We start from the raw sequence: 18,047 nt of genomic DNA, 5'->3' as shown, positions 1-18,047 counted from the left end.
AGGATAAAAACATTCGGGGGATGACAAAGGAATTTTATTTTTTTCTCTTCAGGCGCATCATTTCAATTGCGAGCGAGATTATGGTTGCGGAAAATCCCGCCATAAAAAAAACGGGGTCCGCATATCCCTTCGATATCATGAGCCACAGCGAGGCTCCTATGCCTGCCATGATCACGATTCCGGCTATGGCTATTCCGCTTTGAACGCATTTTCCGCAAAACGATCTGCTTATGGTCATCGACAGCACTGCTGCAAACGTAAGCGAGACGAGCCATCCGGCCGCGATTGAAAGAGCAGCCGATGAATCGAAAAAGATGTAAGCCGCTCCGGCCGATATCGCAGATATGGCTGCCGATGCTATCAATGTTCTTAGAAGAAAAGGGGCTACGGCGTTTTTCATGCCGAATGTTTATCACCCGGCGGGGAATTCTTGCAATAGCAATTGATTACGGAGCATTCGAGGTTCGACCATCTAATCTCGAGCAGCGGACTATTTGACTGGATGAGTCGAGAGTTCCAGAATTACAGCGAAATCATCGGATTCATTTCCGTCGTTTCGTATGCTTTTCGATCTCATTTTTATGCCGCATTTCACACATTCGTGAACTATGACATATTCCTTTTTTGAGTCCGTGTTGATTCCGATCGGGCGCATCATTCCGCGGCATTCGCTTGCCCTGTCTCCGGGATTTATGTCGAGGTGCTTCGACCACAGGCAGAAAGGACAGTGATTTCTTGGGGTCGTGCCGGATGTCGGAGGGACTCTGGCGCCGCAGTTGTTGCAGATAAAGCCCTCATTGATGATTCTGAATCTCTTCGTTTCCAACTCCATAGGGCTGAGATAGTCACGACGCCGGACTCTCGTCAATGGTTGAGATGGTTGACTCCAACCCTGTGCGATGTTAGGGCATCGTCCCTATGAGATTCCCTTTAAGACAGACGATGGCGGTTGCCAAGCATATCTCAAAACAGAAAAGAGCTGGGGTTAAGAAATTTCCTCTCGTGCTCATGCTCGAGCCTCTCCACGCCTGCAATCTTGCATGCAGCGGTTGCGGGAGGATTCGCGAGTATAGGGAACATATGTCCGAGATGCTTCCGCTGGAGAAGTGCTTCGCTGCGATAGATGCGTGCGATGCCCCGGTGGTTTCAGTATGCGGCGGAGAGCCCCTACTATACCCGGATATCTCTGCGCTCATCGACGGGATAGTCGCCAGAGGAAAGGTTGCCTATCTATGCACCAACGGGCAGGTGCTGGAGAAGAGGATCTCTTCGCTGCGTCCGAACGGAATGTTCAACATAAACGTTCACATCGACGGAACGGCAAAGATCCACGACGCGATAGTTGAGAAGCAGGGGGCCTTTGACAAGGCTGTGGCGGGGGTGGTAGCGGCGAAGAAGGCCGGTTTTTCTGTATGCACAAACACCACCGTCTATAAACAGAGCGATGTCGAAGAAATCAGGCAGCTGGCCAAGTACCTCGGCTCACTCGGAGTTGACGGCCTGCTCATATCTCCGGCTTTCGACTATTCGGATGTGGAAGATCAGTCGCAGTTTCTCGACAGGACCGCTATAGTTGAGAAGTTCAAAGCTCTGGATGATGTAGTGCGAGGCCCGCGCGTATGGAATACTCCACTCTTCTACGATTTTCTCCAGGGCAAGCGGGATTATTCGTGTACGCCGTGGGGAAATGTCACCTACAACGTATGCGGATGGAAGGCGCCCTGTTACCTCGTTACGGACAGGCATTACGAGAGATATTCTGACTTCATAAACGATATTGACTGGGAGCGCTACGGCCCCGGCAGAGACAGGCGGTGTGCCAATTGCATGGCTCACTGCGGATTCGAGGCCACCGTTGCGCTGAGCTCCATGAAATCCGTAGGGGATATCCTTCGCATGGCCAAATGGACGCTATTTTAAACCATTTACCTTAATCCTTTTTAGCGCCGGCTGTTACGGGATTCCCGATTAAAGCACTCGGGGATGACACTATGAATGTCATTCCCGCATGATTTAAGCCGCCGCTACCGCGGGGTTCCGACCGCTCACCAGTTACGAGTCATCAGTCACCAGTCACGGCAGTTTTTTGCCGCGTTGACTTCCTCTTTCGACGGAATTAGATATTGAAGATGGAAAATAAGAGGCTCGCTATCGTTGCGGCAATGGATGATGAGATAAGACCTATCAGATCGAAGATCGAGATGGATTTACGGATTCATGTCAGGCCTGCACAGATCATAATCGGCAAATATAATGGCAAACCGGTGATACTCGCCAGAAGTGGAATAGGGCGCGAGGCGATGCGCAGGGCGATATCGTACCTCATAGAAAACCACCGCCCTGATTTCTGCCTTCATGTTGGATATTGCGGGGGGGCAGATCCCAGGTTTGCCGCCGGAGATCTCGTAATAGCCGACCGGGTTGTGGATGAGAGCGGTTCGGAGAAGATCGATCTCGAGCCCAGGTACGTCGAAAGCGCCATAAAAATATGTAATGAGGATGGCATCAGGGGAAAGGCCGGATCGGTGGTTACCGTTGCGCTGCCCGTTTCCGAATCTCACGATAAGGCATATACCGGAACCAAATTCGAGGCGGTAGGCATAGACATGGAGAGCTACGATCTCGCAGCAGCCTGCGCGGATCATTCTCTGCCTTTTGTGATAGTGCGCGCCGTTTTGGATCCCTTGGATTTGACCCTTCCTCTGTTTGGAGACGCCGTCACCGACTCAGGTGATCTTGATCCGGTGGCGATGGCTGGCAAGCTCGTAAAAAATCCAAAGCAAATTTTGAAAATGCCACGGCTTCAATACTGTGCGATGCAGGCGAGACAATCGATAGCCGCATTTATCGATTCATGGCAGAGGAGGGATGTATGGTGAGAAAAGGAAGGATGGCGTTTAGAGTCCTTTTGATCCTCTTCCTCGCAGCCGCGATCGTGTACGCGCTGAAATTTTCGGGTGATTCGACGATATCTGAAAAGAGCCGCCTCTACGATATCACATCCCCATCCTCGGAAAAATTTCAAATGGTCGCCAGGTGGATTCCTGCGGAATGTGATTTTTACGCATCGGTGGATGCCTGGAGGTTGTTCGAAGATCCGCTGATCGGCGCTGCGATAATTTCAAAACTGCAGAATGAGGGAGGAGCCGCTGCGGATCTTCTCAAAGGGCTTCTGGCCAAGGGGGATTCGGTAGGGCTTTTCTCCGCAGCGATCCTTCCCGCTTCCGGAGATTCGCCTTCGAATACGATCTTCATAATTCAGGGGGATTTCAAAAAGGAGAAGATTGTTTCCGATGTCAGGGCTGCTCTCGGCGAGGAGGAGTCCTTTACGGAAATTTTGGACGAAAAAAGCGGGATCTCCACATTCTGCGAGGATGGTGTGGATGAATCATATTGCTTCAGGTTTCTAGATGACATTCACATGGCGGTCGCTTCGATTTCGGCCTTCGAAAGAGTTTCTAAGAAGCTTCCTCGTGATGTCTCGGACGAGGGCTCGTTTCCGGTTGGTGTGATCTACGGTTATCTCAGGCTTTCTCCTGAAATTTCAAAATTTTTCGGCGCAGATGACGGCGGCAGGACGCTCCTTTATTTTCTAAGCCAGAATGGCAAACGCCTTACCGCCACGCTTTCGGCAGCGGACGCAACTGCAGCGAAGAATCTCAAGGATGCGCTCGAGGGGCTTAGGGCGCTTTTAATCCTCGAGAATCCGGGTGATCACAGGCTCGCATCGCTTCTCGAGAGGGTATCGATAGAGAGCGAAGGGACGCATATTCGAATCAGCACGAACATTATCGATCTTCTGATGAGATGAAAAAAACCTGGTCGGTATATATTCTTGAGTGTCGCGATGGCACTCTCTACACCGGAGCTACCAACGACATAGAGCGCAGGATCGCGATGCACGCCGCGGGGCGCGGAGCGAAGTATGTAAGGGCGAGGGGCTTCGCCCGCCTCCTTCACGTAGAGTCGGCGCAGAACAAATCTGCTGCTATGGTGCGCGAGGCCGAAATTAAAAAATTCAAACGACATAAAAAGCTTTCCCTTTTGCGCGGGCAGAGATCATAGCCTGGAAGGGATTAAAAATTCCTTTGGTCATGAGGCTCACAGGGAGGGCTCGTTTGATTTTGCGGATTTGTTGAACGGACATGAAAAAGGGCCGGCGCAAAACGCCAGCCCTTCTATGTTTGTTCTTGTCGGGGTGAGAGGATTCGAACCTCCGGCCTCACGGACCCGAACCGTGCGCTCTAAGCCAAGCTGAGCTACACCCCGATCGATGCAGATTCCGAAAGCTCCGGCTGATTAGTGGAAATGCTCTCACCTGTCAACTCGACATTCTCTGTCGCGATGTATTGACGATCCCCCATGAAAAAGCAGCGGTCAGGATTCTCACCTGAGAAAGCGGTAATCAGGCGATCTGACACGGGAGAAGATCCTGTTCCTGTTTTTTCCGCGGTTACTCTTTAGGATTCCCATTTTAACTCAAGCGATCCCTCTTTCGATCCCCCTTTCAATCCCATCGTTCAGCAAGCGCCTAAAAAGCTCGAAGGGCTCTACCGGAGATGCTCGATCTGGAACTCGGCGTAATTTTGCATTCAGGCAACAAAAAACCCGGCTTGGGCTCAAAGGCATGGGGGAGGGGTGCCGAGCGGTCAAGCCGGGTCTATATAAAATTTTCAATCGTCCATCGCAAATAGCGGATCTTCTTCCCCTTCTATCTCATCGAACGCCTTCTCGCCGCTATCAGGGCCGCTGCGATGAAGAACATTCCTGCCAAGACTATCTTTTTGTCGGATCCGCTCACCTCCGAGGAGAGCGTGCAACCAAGGCTTCCTCCGGAAGCGCCTGCGCCTTCAGGTTCGCTGAGGCTTTGATTCCCGTCGAAGCGGCCGGATGAACCTCCGTTGATCGCTGTTTCGAGTGCGGCCAGCACGTCGAGTTTTCCAAAACCCCATCTGTTGTTGGGAGCTTCGCCAACGTCTTCATCGACGTAGGCGCTTTCGACTATGTATTTTTTTACGTCATCGTGGGTGTAGTTGGAATCGGCTGAGAACATCAGAGCGATTGTCCCCGTCACAAATGGGGCCGCCATGCTGGTGCCGGCCTGGAGAGCATGTTTGCCATCGGGCATGATCATCAGGCTATTGTGAGTCGCCGTCGAGGATAGCGCGGAGGCTATCATTCCGCCCGGCGCTGCTATTTCTGGCTTCTGGCCTGTAGCTGAAGGATCCGCGCTGGGGCCTGAACTCGAGAAATCGAGTATGGCTCCGAGATTGAAGGCTACTTCGCAGCATCCGGAGCCTCTGTTCCAGCTGTTGCGCGTTGTGTATCCGGCTACGGCGATAACTTCAGGGGATGTGGCGGGCATCGCTATGCTCTTCATGCTGTCCCCCGGCACGTAATTCCATGTGTTGGCGCCGCCCTGAAAATCTGTAAATTGTATCGTCTCTGACGGCTTGTCCGGAAAGAGCCATGCATCGTAAGACCCGTTTCCTGAGACTACGAGATCGAAGCTGTGCCGGGAAATATCGTTTAGCGATGGATCGACCATTATCCTTATGCCGGCATGCGGCTTGCCATTTAAGGCTGACGATTCTTCGGTGAAATTGATAACATAATTTATCTTTCCGTCGAGAAACGATCCGCTTGAACTCGCCCCCATTTCAACGAGGCCCGAAAATTTTTCAGGCGTTCCTCCTGCGCGTCCATTGTGAAATGCGAGGCCAACTGAGAGATCGCTTCCCTTCGATCCCCATAGGTCTATGTAATATATCCTGTCGGATGTTATTCTTCTTATGACGAAGTTCGAGGCAGTCGTTTCGCTTATCTCGCCTCCGACGTGTATTCCTGTGAATCCGTTTTTGCCTTCGGTGTATTCATTTCCGGCGGCCGCAACTATTGCGCGACCCGCGGAGTCTTTCAGCAATTCGCTGAGGCATGATTCGAAAAGTGATGACCCGTCGTGCGACCCGATGTGGGTCCCAAGGCTCAAGTTGATTACGGCCGGCATGCCTAACGAGTCGGCTTTTTTGAAGATGTAATAAGCGGCCTGGCAGATTTTTGTTGAAAAGATCGGCTTGGCATATCCCGTGTCCATCGAAACGCTGGAGTCGTAGCTGACAACTATTATGTTGGCGTCGGGAGCAATTCCCCTGTAGGTCTCGTCGCTTCCTGCCGCGGTGGCGGCGACATGGGTTCCATGTCCATCGGAATCCGCGAGGGGACAGCTTCCGTCAGCTATCGAATCGGAATCACATTCCGTTCCAAAGCTGTTTTCGATTTCGCTGGGAGATTTTCCGCCGGAGTGCATCTGATTCCAGATCGATATGATGCGGCTGCGCCCTTCGGCGTCTTTAAAATCGGCGTGGGAATAGTCGATCCCGGTGTCGATGATTCCGATGATCACTCCCTCTCCGGTATAGCCTTCGGGAAGATTCAGACTTTTGCTGACCTCTCCAGCGTTGATTTCAATTGCTGCCTTGTCATTGCTCTTTCCGATTGGCTTGCCGCCTTCAATGAACTGTACCTCCTCCGATTCGGCGATCGACTCCAGCGAGTCGCTGGCGATAGAAGCCGTGATCACCGAATCGGTTGAGGTGTGTACCCACCCCTGGGCCCTTTTAATTTTTGACTTTGTCGACTCCGGATCGGAGCTCTTTATAAAGACTTCCACCATTTCGGAATCTTCAGATTTTACAGAGGCTTTCATGGAAAGCGCCTTGTATGAAACCGCGCTCTTGCGGAGTTTGGAGGTCTTTATAAAGGAATCTATTTTTGGATTGGCCAGAGCAGATGCCGATGCCAGCGCGACTTGGATGGAGCACAATACGCAGAGAAAGAGCTTCAGAACTTTCACTTATTACCCCCTAACCCCCTTACAACACCCTCACATACTACTTATCGTCGGAGTCCAAAAAATGTTGCGAGCTTTTTGTGTGACCCTTTAAAGTTTTATCGCCGCTGTTTTGGAGAAATTTTCCTTCAGGGCAACAATTGCCGAGTTCAGAGCCTTGCGATGTCGGCTGCCTTTAAAATCCCTGTCGGAGCTTACTTATATGCCGCAAAGGTTCGTCCGAAAAGCAATAAAACAGGCCAGATTTTCCATTGCACGGGGAATCGCTGTGATATAGATTTCACGCCTTAAAAGGGGGAAGCGATATCCGAAGATGCGCCTGTTGCGAGCCTTCGGCAAAATTTTAGATACAGGGAAAAGGGGGAGTTGATGAAGCGTAATGTGGCAGGTTTTGTTTCATTGTTCTTGGCTGTAACTATGGTTTCATGTTCGTCGCCATCGCCATCGCCAACCGGCGCTGCCCCCGAGTCCGGCGATGCCGCGGTTGTGGGCGGCGAAGTCATCACAATGGCGGAGCTTGACGAGGCTGCAAAAAGCCAGCTTCAGAAGGTCGCGACTCAGGTATATCAGATCAAGAAAAGAGTGCTCAATGACATGCTTGAAGAGAAACTCATAGCCCAAGCGGCAAAGGCCAAGGGGATGAAGGTTGGGGATTTTTTGGCATCCGAGATTGAGGCGAAATTGACTCCGCCTACGGAGGCCGAGATGAAGGCCTTCTACGAAGCCAGGAAGGAAGATGGAAAGCAGACTTTTGAAGAAGTGAAGGATAGGGTCAGGGCCCACCTGGAACAGACCAAGAGGTCGGTGGCACGCAGGGATATGATCTCGCGTTTGCGTCAGGCCTCGGAAGTCAAAATCCACCTATCCCCCCCCAGAATGAATATCGATACAGCGGACCTTCCGGTGTTTGGTAACAAGGGGGCCGAGATCAGCATCGTGGAATTTTCTGATTACCAGTGCCCCTTTTGCAAGAGGGTTCGTCCGACCATCTGGAAGCTGATGGAGGATTACAAGGGGAAAGTGAAATACGTCTTTGTGGACTTTCCGCTTTCTTTTCACCGCCAGGCCAAGAAGGCACACGAAGCGGCTAGATGCGCTGGCGATCAGGGCAAGTACTACGATTACAACCAGAAGGTCTTCGACAATCAGAACAGCCTCGAGATTCCTGCTTTGAAGAAATACGCCAAGGATTTGAAACTGGACAGCAAGAAGTTCGACCAGTGCCTCGATGGTGGAAAGTACGCCAGCCTCGTCGATGAAGGTATCCGAAAGGGAGTTGATGCCGGAGTCACTGGAACGCCCGCTTTCTTTATTAACGGAATCATGCTCTCCGGAGCGCAGCCCGCCCAGTCGTTCATAGAAGTCATAGAGGGCGAGCTCAACAGATAGACCACAGGACTGGCTGGTGAAATATGCTCGATCTGAAATTTATAAGAGAAAATCTCGATGCCGTGCGCAAGAACTGCGCCGACAGAAATGTTCGTGTCGATCTCGCCCGATTTACTTCCCTAGATGAAAAACGCAGAACTCTGATTCAGGGTGCGGAGGAGATCAGGCGCGAACAGAATGAAAACGCCAAGTCGATGAAAGCCAAACTCTCCGATCAGGAAAAAACGGCACTCATCGAAAAGGGCAAGGAATTAAAGCAGCGCGCTGTAGATGCAGACGCAGAGCTGGCCGAAGTCGAGAAGGAGCTGGATCTTCTCGTGCGGGAAATTCCAAATATGACGCATCCATCTGCCCCTGTTGCGGCCGGGGAGGAGGGCAACCGCGAAATACGGCGGTGGGGTGAACCGGCAAAATTTTCATTCAAGCCGCTCGACCATGTTCAGCTCGGCGAGAAGCTCGATCTGATAGATTTTGAATCTGGTGCGAAGGTCGCCGGTCAGAAGTTCTACTATCTGAAAAACGAGGCGGTGCTTCTGGAGAACGCGCTTATCGCTTACGCACTTTCGATCCTGCGGCGCAAAGGATTTGTTCCAATCATGACGCCGGATCTTGCGAGGGCTTCGATACTTGACGGAATAGGTTTCAATCCCAGGGGCGAGGAGACTCAGATTTATTCCGTGGAGAACAGCGACCTTTGCCTGATTGCCACCGCCGAGATAACTCTTGGCGGGATGCTTTCGGATACGGTTCTTTCCGAGTCCGAACTTCCGAAAAAATACGTCGGCGTTTCGCACTGCTTCAGAACGGAAGCGGGTGCAGCGGGGCGCGAATCGAAGGGGCTTTACCGCGTTCACCAGTTTACAAAGATAGAGATGTTCGCCTTCACCACTCCGGAGAGCTCTGAGGAGATGCACGAAGAGTTCGTAGGCCTCGAGGAAAAAATTTTTCAGGGACTCGGTATCCCGTACCGCGTTCTGGATATATGCACCGGAGACCTAGGAGGGCCCGCCTACAGGAAATACGACCTCGAGGCGTGGATGCCGGGGCGTGGCGAATCCGGCGAATGGGGGGAAGTGACATCCACATCGAACTGCACCGACTATCAGGCTCGTCGCCTGAAAGTGCGCTTTAAAAGGGAGGCCGATAAAAAAACTTTCTTTGTGCATATGTTAAATGGGACCGCCATCGCGGTAAGCCGCGCTATCATATCCATATTGGAAAACTATCAGCAGGAGGATGGCAGCGTGCTCATCCCCAAGCCCCTCCTTCCCTACATGGATGGAATAGAACGGATCGGCAGGTAGTTTCTGCCAGTCGGAGGTTGGATGTCTCAGTATAAGGTCAAGGTTGTCGAAGCGACCAGTCCGTACGATTTGGAGGAACGGATCAACGCCGCGCTCGAACATCCAGACTGCGCGGGTTTCGAGGTCATGGACATAAAATACATAATGACTCCGATGCCCGGCGGCAAGGTCTCGCGCGGAGGGATTTTTTACACTGCCTCGATCCTCTTCTCTCGGGGGAGAGATACCGCTCCTCTCCCCAATTCTTCTTGTCTACACAAATAACCAGTTAATTTATAATGTTTTTTTGGGGGAACGCACACCACCCCTCTCTCCGGAAGAGGGGGAAGTTACACATTTTATAAATATAAAGCTTGAAAAATGGGGATAAAAGTTGCAGTAAGGCGCGGGTATTTTCCCTTTATATAACAGATGTTTGTAACGTTTAGAACCGATTGAACGCAATTGAAAAGGAGCGCACGATGCATTATACGATCCCGACTTCAACGAGGGTTAGGCTGGCTTTCACGAAGCCGATTGTGAAGGGGCTTTTTAAAGTCCTTCCATATATTCCCGAAAAGACGGTCATAAACACGATGAAAAAACTCTGCGGCGAGAACAACTACCCGGCCGGTCAGGAGTTCATCGAGAAAATTTTTTGCACGCTGCGCAAGGTCTTCAAAAGGGCTAATTCAAATTGCAAACGCGCCATAATCGAGAACATGATCATAAACGAAGGCGTAGCCGGGCAGAAAAAGAGAAATGCCATTCGTGATGCCCTCGGCTTCGATATCCCCGTTCTTCTTGTGGTCAGCCCGACTCAGCGCTGTCCTTTGCGCTGCTATGGCTGCTATGCTGCCGAACATTCAAAAGATTCCGACCTGAGCTTTGAGGCCTTCGACAGGTTGATCACACAGGCCAAGGAGATGGGAATCTACTTCTTCGTTATAAGCGGCGGCGAGCCCTACATATACGACAGGATTTTCGAAATATTCGAGAAGCACAGCGATGCTTACTTTCAGACCTACACCAGCGGAGTAACGCTCGCAGAGAAGGATCACGTCGAAAAAATTGCGAGGCTCGGCAACGTCCTTCCTTGCATAAGCATAGAGGGGTTCGAGGAGCAGACAGACAGGCGTCGCGGCAAGGGGCATTTCAAAAGGGTCGAAAAGGCTATGGCAAAATTGAAGGCCGCTGGCGTGCCATTTGGTTTCTCAGGAACAGCGACTCGTGAGAACAACGATATGCTGCTTTCAGATGAGCTAGTCGATTACTATTCGAATCTTGGATGCGACGTCGGTTATTACTTTCAGTATATGCCTATAGGGCGTGAGCCAGCCTTTGAACTCGTCCCAACCCCTGAGCAAAGGATGCTCAGGTTCGAACGTATTTTGCAGCTTAGGCGAGAGAAGTCGATCATTCTGGCTGATTTCTGGTGCGATGGCCCTCTGGTAGGGGGTTGTCTCGCCGGCGGCAGGCGCTACCTTCACGTCAATAATAAGGGGGATGCTGAGCCATGTGTATTTGCTCAAGCTTCCGATATGAACGTATACGACAGCTCACTTCTCGAGATACTTCGAGATTCGAAACTCTTCAGGGCGATAAGAAGAAGGCAGCCGTATAGCGACAATCTCCTTCGTCCCTGCATGATCATAGATGTGCCGGAATGCTGGCGCGAAGCGATAGCAGAATCTGGCGCGAAGCTCTCTTACGCAACCGCAGACAAGATCGCAAAGGAGCTGAAGGAAAATATCGACCAATTCTCAAGGGAATATGCAAAACTCACAGAACCGGTATGGAATGAGAAATACGAAAAGCTCTACCGCAGAGGTACCGATTACATTCATAGCATGAGGAAGAAATTTTCCGATACTTCAGAAAAAGAGCCCGATGCGGCGGCCCAGTAGCAGCCGTGACTTGTGACTGGTGACTCGTAACTGGTGAGCGGTCGGAACCCCGCGGTAGCGGCGGCTTAAATCATGCGGGAATGACAGTATGGTCGTCATCCCCGAATGGCGAAAAGGTTGTCATCCCCGAGCGGTTTAATCGGGGATCCCGTAACAACCGTGACTGAGAAAAACAGAGGCCAGAAGCGAGGGGCTAGAAGCTAGAAAAACCTCGCCTGTAGAAATCGCCTCTCACTTCTAGATTCTAGCTTCTTGATGTTTAATCTGCAGTTGCAAGGTTGGATTGTGGCTGGAAATACGGACTGTCAGATCATATTGCGGCTAGTACATCTCGAGATATTCATCGATGAACTTGTCGGCTATGGCCCTGCCTTCAGCAGATTTCTTGAAATCATCCCCGGAGGCGCCGAGGGCGGCAAGCGTCTTTTTGATAACCGGCTTGCCTTTTAAACCATCCTCGTATGATTTTAAAAAGAGTCGGCAGGCCTCCTTATGATTTCCGTCTTTTTCAGCAACGAGCCCGTGCGTAAAACTTGAAAAGCCTTTGACCCTCCCCTCCGAAGGAGAGTACGATGATTTTGGGGCGGAGCTCTTTTCACCGCCGGCGTAGGCGAGTGCGTCTGCATAGGATGTTAGCCCTGCTTTTTGCGCGGTTTTGGATGCCGGAATATAATCCCCTTTTACAGCTAGTGATACGGTAAGAAGTGAATATCCGCGGATATTATCTCCTCCCTGCGAAATTCCATCCAAAAGCAGCTTTTCGATGTCGTAATCCCCGTTCTCTATTTTTGCCTCCGCCAAATCTATTTTTAGATTTCCATCAGAGGGTCTTTTCCTGATCTCCTTTGAGATGGTCCTCTCCTTTTCGGAGATATTTTTTTGTTCACTCTGCTTAGCAGCATACCTCTTTGGCGTATCGATTCCGTCCCAAGGGACGTGGGCAAGGATAAGGACGGGTTTCTCCTTGGAGATCTCAACATCTTTTGAAACTATTTTAGCCCCGGATCTGGAGACTACCGAGACTTCACTCTTTCCCGGCTTCAGATAGAACCTTCCTATTTCATAGTGGGCTGGAAGGGTGCGCCAGCTCCTTTCATCCGCCTTTTCGGATGCCGACATCAAAAGCCCGGCGATTCCAAGCGCGAGGCCGAGCCCCTGTTCTGCCGAATCATCAGATTTCATCAGGTTATAGCTCGCCCCATAAAGGCCGGTCTGCACAGAGCTTTTGATAATTTTTCTGACCAGCGTGCGCTTCTGACGGCTTTTCATTGCGCGCATCACATCGTCGGACACATTGTAGAATGGATAAGTTCCGCCGATGCTTTTTCCATCTACGATGACATCTGCCATCGCAGGCGAGTCAGGCCATACAAACGCTATTGGAACTGCCATAGTGATCAGCCCATCGGATACGTATTCAGATACGAATTTCGGTGAACGCCCGCTCTGCAGTATCACTATGAGCTCGCCAGCTCCGTGCGATCTGTAATTTTCAGGCGTTTCCAATGGAGTGGAAAGCTTTTGCGGTAGATTGGCTGAAAGACCGAGCCTCTTCGCGGAACTTTTCAGATCGCTTGAATAATAGGGGATATTTTTATTGAGCGACGCCAGTCTTTTATAATCTATGTAGGCGTCATTTAAGTGTCCCAGCGTTTCCCATATAACAGCCGAGAGATATATCGCAAAGGCGTTGTCGAAATTTTTTGAAGAACCGTAATAATCCGCAGCGATATTTCCAACCCTTCTCACTTCCACGAGAGCTGAATTCCAATCGTCAAGCATTAGGAAGTTGAGCATCCTCGTGACGGCAATCATCACGACTTCATGATTGTCGCCGGAGTATTCGGTCGCCTCTTCGCTGCCAAGCGTAGCCCCAACCTCGCGCGAAAGGCTCTTGGAACGTATCCCTTTTGCAAGATCCTCCGCTTCGAAAAGAACCTTATTGCTCTCTTCGTAGTGTCCGGCAGCGTGCAGGATCATCCCCTTGTCCATCAGGTGAAGGAGCGCATCTTTCTGTGCGGGTTTTACGGCATTTATCAGATTGATCGCACGCTTATAATCGCCACGATACATGGCGCGATGGGCTCCATCCGCACTCTTCATATAAGTGGATGAACACGACGCCAGCGGAATTGTTGCTATCGCCAATAAAATCGACAAAGCTCGCAGGGGAGGCTTGCTCATCTGCTAGAACCTAACCTTTTTGCGCTTGAATGCTTTTTTAAGCTCTACTTCATCTGCCCAGAGTATTTCAGAGGTCTCGAGATCGGTGACTTCCAGCGTAGTCTTGTAATAGACGATCTCATCTTTTCCAACCGGTTGTCTGATGGAGGAGATGTGCCCTGATATCAACCAGTCCGCGCCGATCTGTTTTCCCTTCATCTTGGCAGTTTCGGGATCGACGTAGCCGGAGGCCTGATATTCGTATTCCTCCGCCATCTTTTTTCTGAGTCGCTCATTTAGGAATCGAAACTGTTTCGATTTCATCAGGTCCGTTCTTATGTTGTTTGTCAGCGACAGGATATCGATATGCTCGTCGGTTCCATTGGTAAAAAGGCTGATTATTATCGAAGGCTTTTTAGATTGTTCGGCCACAAGATCGCTTGAGAGAAGAGAATTCGTAAGGGTGTCTGCAATCATCTGAAGGTCGGCTTCCACGAATTTGTCGCTCAGGAGTTTTACCTCTTCAGGGTTGATGTATTTGCCTTTCGTATAGACGCTCTTGCTTCCACACGATGCGACCATGAAGAGCGAGGTTATTACAATTATCGTGGATAGATATCGCTTCATAAATTTTCCTTTCAGTTTTTGTTTAACTTAAATCCCCACCAACTTTTCGCCGATCTGTTTTTCCACGAGCCTTCCAAGCGCGCGTACTGCGGATTTTTCAGCAGCAACCGAACTTTTCTCGTTTGCGTTTGCGGACCATGTCATCGATCCTATGACATTGCTGTCGGAAGTGTCGGTTATCTCAACATCAAGATCTGCCTGATACACATTCATCAGAAGCCCCGGCCCCATATCGATCGTTCCTTTTTCGATGATATCAATCCTGCAATCGAGCGTATAAGATTTCTTGGCTCCGGCTGTGTCGGCGCCGACAGAAAATCCGTAATTTTTCAGTCCGCGCACTATGTAGGGTCTGATCGCAGAATTTTCGTCGTTTATTTTTATTTCAAAAGCGATCATCGAGCCGAGCCTCGAAATCAGCTCCTTTATCTCCGCTGTGGCCAATCCCTCCGATAGTGGTGACGGGCCGGCAGGCTTCAATATTGAAATTAGTTCCGCGATATCGGAAGCTCCAGAGGAGAGCGAAAGTGCGTTGCTATAGCGTTTCATCGCTGGAAGATAGTTTCCGGCATCTTGCGCCTCGCGCCCCATCTCCATTTCGGTGGAGATTTCTTTCAGCACCTGATCGAGCCTTGCCGAGAGCCTCTTGGCGGCCTTCGGGCGGTCGAGCGCGGCCAGAGCATAGAGACGCCCCTCTTTTTTATCCTTGTAGTACTCTTTGATCTGAACATCTTCCAGTATCTGGCCTGCCGATATCCTGACCGATGAACTCTGATACGAGTCCTGAGAAAGGTCGCGACTTTTTCCTTTTGCCGAAGACTCAACCTTTCTTCCCGATCTTTCATCCACCGATACGCTACTCCTTATCGACTTGGCTATTTCAGCGCGTGCCCTGTCTGCAGCGAGGGAGTGAACCTGTTTTTCCGAACCCTTTCCGAGCATCGCTTCACCCATGCCTATGAAATAGTGTGGCTCGGGATATTTTTTTGACGTTCCATCTATCCAGTCAGGTTTTTTAGCAGATGCCTGAGAGGATAAAAACGTGAATGCGCAGACTAAAATTGCGAAGCGCAATAATTTATTCATCTATGCCCTCCGCTTTGGGAGTCGCTACGATGCTTTTTTCAATAGCAGGAACCTCCAAAGTTTTCAGTTTCTCTACAGAAGCGGAGACCCTCGCGCTTATCTCTTCCGCCGAAACTGATTGGGAAGATTTTTTTATCTTCGACTCCATATCGGCTGCGTATTTCTTGTAGATATTGGAAAAGAAATAGCCGAGATCGACCTTAACGAGAGAATGATACCTCTTTTTCCAATACTTTCTGGCGACTATGACGGAACCCAAAACCGTTTCGTTGGCTGAGATTTCGACGAAGCTCTCAGATAAGGAATAGTTGTGGCTTCTCGTTTCCTGCATGTAATTTTTTACGAGGCTGTTCATAAAGGATGCTGCCTGAGAGCGGGCATCCAAATCTGCGCTCTTCCTCTGATCGTATTTATCGCTCCAGTTCGGATTGGAATATCCCACGGCCATGAAAAGATTGTTTTTGCGATCCCAAGATTGCCCTTCGACCTTCCACCATTTTTTATCGACATCTAGTTTCTGACCCCAGTGGCTATCATCTTTTGCGCAGCCCGAAAAGAAGATGGCCGTGATTAGAATAACTGCGAAAAGTGAAACTGCTTTTTTCAGCTTCATATTTCCTCCCTGTGAGGTTACAGCATACTAGGCAGATTTCAAACGCATGTAAACGGCTGCTGGATATCTCGGGTTTTTTCAACCTTTTTTATCCTGCTTATCTCGCGACTGAGCGCGGCAAAATCATGATCGCTTGCCAGAACGAGGAGGACGTCACCTGCCTCAAAAGTGGTATCTCCTGAAGGGATGACGTATTTTCCGTTTCTGGAGATGAGAACTATCAGGAGTTCTTTTGGAATTGGAAGCTCGCCTATTTTTTTCCCTATCGCCTCGGATTCATAAGGGACGATGATGTCAGTAAGATCCGCATCGATCTTGCCCTTTCTTTCAAATTCTATCGGGTGGTCGGTGCGCCTTGGAAAGGGGGCGTTCACCTTTAGAATTTTAGACACGAATGGTATCGACATCCCCTGTATAAGCACGGATGCGATCACTACAAAAAAGACGATATTGAACATCATCGACGAACGGCTGATATTGGCCATCAGAGGAAATGTTGCGAGTATAATGGGAACAGATCCCCTGAGACCGGTCCATGCTACCATTGTCTTCATACGCATGCTGAGTTTGAATGGAATAAGTAAAAGAAATACGCTGACAGGCCTTGCCACGAACATGAGAACCATAGTCAGAGCCATTCCGACTCCTGCCAGAGGTATCAGTTTCGAGGGGAAAACCAAAAGGCCGAGAGTTACGAACATGACAATCTGCATCAGCCATGCGATTCCGTCGTGAAATCGCATTATCATCTTCTTGTTTGGGATGTCGGATTTACCGAGCATTAGGCCGGCTATGTAGACCGCAAGAAAGCCATTCCCCTTCATGATGACGGCGGCGGAGTAGGTAAGCAATACAAGCGATATCATTATTACCGGATACAACCCTTCGTATTCCAGCTTCAGAAAGTTTATGAAAAAGATACTGAATCTTGCCATCAGGTAACCGATGAGAGCGCCCGCGCCCATATCCAGAAGGAATTTTAGTATCAGAGTCGATGCGCTGATCTCGGCCGACGAGGTAATTATTCCTATTATTCCGAGAGTGAGAAAAACGGCCATGGGGTCGTTGCTTCCGGATTCAAATTCAAGAAGGGCTTTGAGCGGCGGCTTCAGGCTGATGTTTCTTGAGCGCAGGATGCTGAAAACCGCAGCGGCATCCGTCGATGAGACTATCGAGCCCAGCAACATCCCTTCGAGAAGCGAAAAGCCAAGGGCATACATGGCGAAAAATCCGGTGATCACAGCGGTTATGAAGACGCCGACTGTCGAAAGCAGAACCCCATGCCAGAGCACCGGCTTGGTCTCCTTCCAGTCCGTGTCGAAACCTCCGGAAAATATTATGAAGATCAGCGCGATTACGCCTATGGATTTGGCTATTCTGGTGTCGTTGAAAAATATGCCGCCTATTCCCTCGGAACCGGCGAGCATCCCCACGGCGAGAAATATCAGCAGAACCGGAATGGCAAACTTGTCGGAAATCTTACTTGATACCACGCTTACGAAGATTAAAACCGCTGCCAGTGCTAACAATTGTTCCATGGACATTTTTCTGAGCTTCCTTTATAGGTCCCGTCTTCCTGCCGCCTCCGGCTGATATAGCACCTCCAGTATTCGTAGAGTCTTTTTCTTTCCGCCCGGAAGGGGCCACTCTATGGTATCGCCAACGGAGAGGCCTATGAGCGCAGCTCCTATCGGTGCCAGTATGGATATTTTTCGATTTGCTGCGTCAGCGTGCTGCGGATAGACGACGGTTATTTCGGAGGTCTTCTTGGTGTCGACGTCTTCGAAGAGGACCTTGGAGTTCATAGTAACCACGTTCGGCGGTATTTCTTCCTGAGGAAGTACTATGGCGTGGTCCAGCTCGTCGGCGAGGAGCTGAAGCTCCTTGCTCTGCTGCCGCTCTCCGACTATGTTTCTAAGCCTCTCCATGTCCTTTTCAGAGAGATAGATTTTCCTATGGTCGTCCATTTAAGTCCTCCTTGGTTCTTCCGGTTTCGCGAGGAATCCTGTCAAACTTGCGCTATAAATGCAATAGAGCGATTAGATGCTCCTGCTATGTAAAAAAGGGCGGACAGTTGAAAAGTTCGTTTTAGGCAGGTTGACCGCGGCGGACTTTGGAAGTATTGGGTA

Annotated in this window: 17 protein-coding genes and 1 tRNA gene; 8 read left to right on the top strand and 10 right to left on the bottom strand. The window is 50.2% G+C overall.

The genetic code is table 11. The annotated features are described in order from the left end of the window. Nucleotides 1–34: 34 nt before the first annotated feature. Both GX659_07040 and GX659_07035 read right to left on the bottom strand, forming a co-directional pair. Nucleotides 35–400: a hypothetical protein gene (locus tag GX659_07040; protein ID NLD28539.1), complete on the bottom strand. Its 366-nt coding sequence runs from the start codon at nucleotides 398–400 to the stop codon at nucleotides 35–37. A gap of 90 nt (nucleotides 401–490) precedes the next feature. Then, nucleotides 491–832: an RNHCP domain-containing protein gene (locus tag GX659_07035; GenBank protein NLD28538.1), complete on the bottom strand. Its 342-nt coding sequence runs from the start codon at nucleotides 830–832 to the stop codon at nucleotides 491–493. Nucleotides 833–918: 86 nt separating this feature from the next. Between GX659_07035 and hpnH the strand changes: the two genes are divergently transcribed. From hpnH to GX659_07015, 4 genes are all read left to right on the top strand, one after another. Further along, a complete protein-coding gene (hpnH, locus tag GX659_07030) occupies nucleotides 919–1,920 on the top strand; it encodes an adenosyl-hopene transferase HpnH (GenBank protein ID NLD28537.1) in 1,002 nt (333 codons plus the stop codon). Between the two features lie 209 nt (nucleotides 1,921–2,129). Then, nucleotides 2,130–2,879 carry a hypothetical protein gene (locus GX659_07025; GenBank protein NLD28536.1) on the top strand — a complete coding sequence of 250 codons (750 nt, stop codon included), beginning with the start codon at nucleotides 2,130–2,132 and terminating at the stop codon, nucleotides 2,877–2,879. Next, nucleotides 2,873–3,811 carry a hypothetical protein gene (locus tag GX659_07020; GenBank protein NLD28535.1) on the top strand — a complete coding sequence of 313 codons (939 nt, stop codon included), beginning with the start codon at nucleotides 2,873–2,875 and terminating at the stop codon, nucleotides 3,809–3,811. The genes GX659_07025 and GX659_07020 overlap by 7 nt, the downstream gene beginning before the upstream one ends. Then, nucleotides 3,808–4,065, top strand: coding sequence for a GIY-YIG nuclease family protein (locus GX659_07015; GenBank protein NLD28534.1), 258 nt, complete (start codon nucleotides 3,808–3,810; stop codon nucleotides 4,063–4,065). The genes GX659_07020 and GX659_07015 overlap by 4 nt, the downstream gene beginning before the upstream one ends. Before the next feature lie 128 nt (nucleotides 4,066–4,193). Here GX659_07015 and GX659_07010 read toward each other — a convergent pair. Beyond that, nucleotides 4,194–4,269, bottom strand: a tRNA-Pro gene (locus GX659_07010). A 442-nt stretch (nucleotides 4,270–4,711) separates the two neighbouring features. Then, complete coding sequence (locus tag GX659_07005) at nucleotides 4,712–6,853, bottom strand: S8 family serine peptidase (GenBank protein NLD28533.1); 2,142 nt, start codon at nucleotides 6,851–6,853, stop codon at nucleotides 4,712–4,714. A 366-nt stretch (nucleotides 6,854–7,219) separates the two neighbouring features. Here GX659_07005 and GX659_07000 point away from each other — a divergent pair, with 366 nt between their 5' ends. The 4 genes from GX659_07000 (at nucleotide 7,220) to GX659_06985 (ending at nucleotide 11,429) form a co-directional block, all read left to right on the top strand. Next, the gene (locus GX659_07000; protein ID NLD28532.1) at nucleotides 7,220–8,239 is read left to right on the top strand and encodes a thioredoxin domain-containing protein; all 1,020 of its coding nucleotides are present in this window, start codon (nucleotides 7,220–7,222) and stop codon (nucleotides 8,237–8,239) included. A 23-nt stretch (nucleotides 8,240–8,262) separates the two neighbouring features. Next, nucleotides 8,263–9,543, top strand: a complete 1,281-nt coding sequence (gene serS / locus GX659_06995) for a serine--tRNA ligase (GenBank protein NLD28531.1) — start codon at nucleotides 8,263–8,265, stop codon at nucleotides 9,541–9,543. Nucleotides 9,544–9,564: 21 nt separating this feature from the next. Beyond that, nucleotides 9,565–9,807, top strand: a complete 243-nt coding sequence (locus tag GX659_06990) for a YrzA family protein (protein NLD28530.1) — start codon at nucleotides 9,565–9,567, stop codon at nucleotides 9,805–9,807. A 197-nt stretch (nucleotides 9,808–10,004) separates the two neighbouring features. Next, a complete protein-coding gene (locus GX659_06985) occupies nucleotides 10,005–11,429 on the top strand; it encodes a radical SAM protein (protein NLD28529.1) in 1,425 nt (474 codons plus the stop codon). Nucleotides 11,430–11,750: 321 nt separating this feature from the next. On the opposite strand, the gene GX659_06980 is transcribed toward GX659_06985, so the two are convergent. The 6 genes from GX659_06980 to rnk all read right to left on the bottom strand — a co-directional run bounded on the left by GX659_06980 (nucleotide 11,751) and on the right by rnk (nucleotide 17,885). Continuing rightward, entirely contained in the window at nucleotides 11,751–13,532 is a 1,782-nt protein-coding gene (locus tag GX659_06980) for a hypothetical protein (GenBank protein ID NLD28528.1), read from the bottom strand. Nucleotides 13,533–13,616: 84 nt separating this feature from the next. Next, nucleotides 13,617–14,219 carry a penicillin-binding protein activator LpoB gene (gene lpoB, locus GX659_06975; protein NLD28527.1) on the bottom strand — a complete coding sequence of 201 codons (603 nt, stop codon included), beginning with the start codon at nucleotides 14,217–14,219 and terminating at the stop codon, nucleotides 13,617–13,619. A gap of 27 nt (nucleotides 14,220–14,246) precedes the next feature. Continuing rightward, the gene (locus GX659_06970; protein ID NLD28526.1) at nucleotides 14,247–15,305 is read right to left on the bottom strand and encodes a hypothetical protein; all 1,059 of its coding nucleotides are present in this window, start codon (nucleotides 15,303–15,305) and stop codon (nucleotides 14,247–14,249) included. Further along, nucleotides 15,298–15,918, bottom strand: coding sequence for a hypothetical protein (locus GX659_06965; protein ID NLD28525.1), 621 nt, complete (start codon nucleotides 15,916–15,918; stop codon nucleotides 15,298–15,300). The genes GX659_06970 and GX659_06965 overlap by 8 nt, the downstream gene beginning before the upstream one ends. Before the next feature lie 38 nt (nucleotides 15,919–15,956). Then, entirely contained in the window at nucleotides 15,957–17,462 is a 1,506-nt protein-coding gene (locus tag GX659_06960; GenBank protein NLD28524.1) for a potassium/proton antiporter, read from the bottom strand. Between the two features lie 15 nt (nucleotides 17,463–17,477). Next, a complete protein-coding gene (gene rnk, locus GX659_06955) occupies nucleotides 17,478–17,885 on the bottom strand; it encodes a nucleoside diphosphate kinase regulator (GenBank protein ID NLD28523.1) in 408 nt (135 codons plus the stop codon). Between the last annotated feature and the right edge of the window lie 162 nt (nucleotides 17,886–18,047).

The organism is Myxococcales bacterium, assembly GCA_012513515.1.
GTDB lineage: Bacteria > UBA10199 > UBA10199 > 2-02-FULL-44-16 > JAAZCA01 > JAAZCA01.
Note: the sequence above shows the minus strand (reverse complement) of the source record. Positions and strands in the feature narration are given on the sequence as shown.

Excerpts from the sequence above, each read along its gene's own strand:
- GX659_06990 (NLD28530.1), top strand. The coding sequence starts at position 9,565 with ATGTCTCAGTATAAGGTCAAGGTTGTCGAAGCGACCAGTCCGTACGAT.
- GX659_07015 (NLD28534.1), top strand. The coding sequence starts at position 3,808 with ATGAAAAAAACCTGGTCGGTATATATTCTTGAGTGTCGCGATGGCACT.
- GX659_07035 (NLD28538.1), bottom strand. The coding sequence starts at position 832 with ATGGAGTTGGAAACGAAGAGATTCAGAATCATCAATGAGGGCTTTATC.
- hpnH (NLD28537.1), top strand. The coding sequence starts at position 919 with ATGAGATTCCCTTTAAGACAGACGATGGCGGTTGCCAAGCATATCTCA.
- GX659_07040 (NLD28539.1), bottom strand. The coding sequence starts at position 400 with ATGAAAAACGCCGTAGCCCCTTTTCTTCTAAGAACATTGATAGCATCG.
- rnk (NLD28523.1), bottom strand. The coding sequence starts at position 17,885 with ATGGACGACCATAGGAAAATCTATCTCTCTGAAAAGGACATGGAGAGG.
- GX659_06980 (NLD28528.1), bottom strand. The coding sequence starts at position 13,532 with ATGAAGAGTGCGGATGGAGCCCATCGCGCCATGTATCGTGGCGATTAT.
- GX659_06985 (NLD28529.1), top strand. The coding sequence starts at position 10,005 with ATGCATTATACGATCCCGACTTCAACGAGGGTTAGGCTGGCTTTCACG.
- GX659_07000 (NLD28532.1), top strand. The coding sequence starts at position 7,220 with ATGAAGCGTAATGTGGCAGGTTTTGTTTCATTGTTCTTGGCTGTAACT.
- GX659_06960 (NLD28524.1), bottom strand. The coding sequence starts at position 17,462 with ATGTCCATGGAACAATTGTTAGCACTGGCAGCGGTTTTAATCTTCGTA.
- lpoB (NLD28527.1), bottom strand. The coding sequence starts at position 14,219 with ATGAAGCGATATCTATCCACGATAATTGTAATAACCTCGCTCTTCATG.
- serS (NLD28531.1), top strand. The coding sequence starts at position 8,263 with ATGCTCGATCTGAAATTTATAAGAGAAAATCTCGATGCCGTGCGCAAG.
- GX659_06965 (NLD28525.1), bottom strand. The coding sequence starts at position 15,918 with ATGAAGCTGAAAAAAGCAGTTTCACTTTTCGCAGTTATTCTAATCACG.
- GX659_06970 (NLD28526.1), bottom strand. The coding sequence starts at position 15,305 with ATGAATAAATTATTGCGCTTCGCAATTTTAGTCTGCGCATTCACGTTT.
- GX659_07025 (NLD28536.1), top strand. The coding sequence starts at position 2,130 with ATGGAAAATAAGAGGCTCGCTATCGTTGCGGCAATGGATGATGAGATA.
- GX659_07020 (NLD28535.1), top strand. The coding sequence starts at position 2,873 with ATGGTGAGAAAAGGAAGGATGGCGTTTAGAGTCCTTTTGATCCTCTTC.